Below are 987 nucleotides of genomic sequence, written 5' to 3'. Positions count from 1 at the left end.
AGCCAAGCCACACCATTGCGAGACCGTTGAGAGAGGGGTACCTACGTGAACAAATCCGAGTTGATCGAACACATTGCGCGCCAGGCGGACATCTCCAAGGCCGCCGCTACGCGCGCGCTGGAAGCCGTGATCGGGGGCGTGAAAACCACCCTGAAAAAGGGCGGCAGCGTGTCGATCGTGGGCTTCGGCACCTTTGCCGTCACCAAGCGCGCGGCCCGCACCGGCCGCAACCCGCGCACCGGCGACACGATCAAGATCAAATCGGCCAAGGTGCCAAAATTCCGTCCCGGCAAGGGCCTGAAGGACGCATTGAACTGATGCCATCTTTCGGGTGCTTAGCTCAGTTGGTAGAGCGGCGCCCTTACAAGGCGTAGGTCGGGGGTTCGAGCCCCTCAGCACCCACCACCGAAAGCGTCGGCCGCAGCCCGGCGGGCATTGATTAGAATCCCGCGCGGCGTACGCAGACCGATGACGACAAGGCGAACCCCGGTTCGCCTTTTTCGTTTCCTCGTGTCCCCTCCGAAGGGGGCAGCCCGTCCGGGTCGTTTCTTGCGCAGCACCTTCATACAAGGCTGAGTTCCATGTTCGATTTCGTTCGCACGCACACCAAGCTGCTGCAGTTCATCCTGGTGCTGCTGATCTTCCCGTCCTTCGTCTTCTTCGGCATCCAGGGCTACTCGCGCTTCACCGATGCGAGCAACGCCACCGTGGCCAAGGTCGGCGGGTTGGAGATCAAGCAGTCCGAACTGGACCAGGCGCACAAGCAGCAGGTCGCGCGCATGCAGCAGCAGATGCCTGGCGTCGATGTGAAGCTGTTCGACACGCCGGAGATGAAGGCGCGCACGCTTGACGGCCTGGTGCGCGAGCGCGTGATGCGCACCGCCGTGGCCAAGGAGAACCTGGTCATCACGCCCGATCGGCTGGAACGCAGCTTCAAGACGGACCCGCAGTTCGCGCAGATCCGTTCGCCGGACGGCAGCGTCAGCT

The 987-nt window shown here is 63.1% G+C and carries 2 protein-coding genes and 1 tRNA gene; all 3 read left to right on the top strand.

Annotated features, from left to right (window positions below):
- Window positions 1–45: 45 nt before the first annotated feature.
- The gene (locus tag AC1DYI_RS36830; RefSeq protein ID WP_477209024.1) at window positions 46–318 is read left to right on the top strand and encodes an HU family DNA-binding protein; all 273 of its coding nucleotides are present in this window, start codon (window positions 46–48) and stop codon (window positions 316–318) included.
- A gap of 11 nt (window positions 319–329) precedes the next feature.
- A tRNA-Val gene (locus AC1DYI_RS36825) sits at window positions 330–405 on the top strand.
- Window positions 406–581: 176 nt separating this feature from the next.
- The coding region (locus AC1DYI_RS36820; RefSeq protein ID WP_477209023.1) for a SurA N-terminal domain-containing protein at window positions 582–987 on the top strand (406 nt) is incomplete at its 3' end.

The sequence above is a fragment of the Ideonella sp. P3_A4 genome, assembly GCF_056403075.1.
The sequence above is the reverse complement of the archived record's forward strand: the minus strand, read 5'-3'. Positions and strand labels throughout refer to the sequence as shown.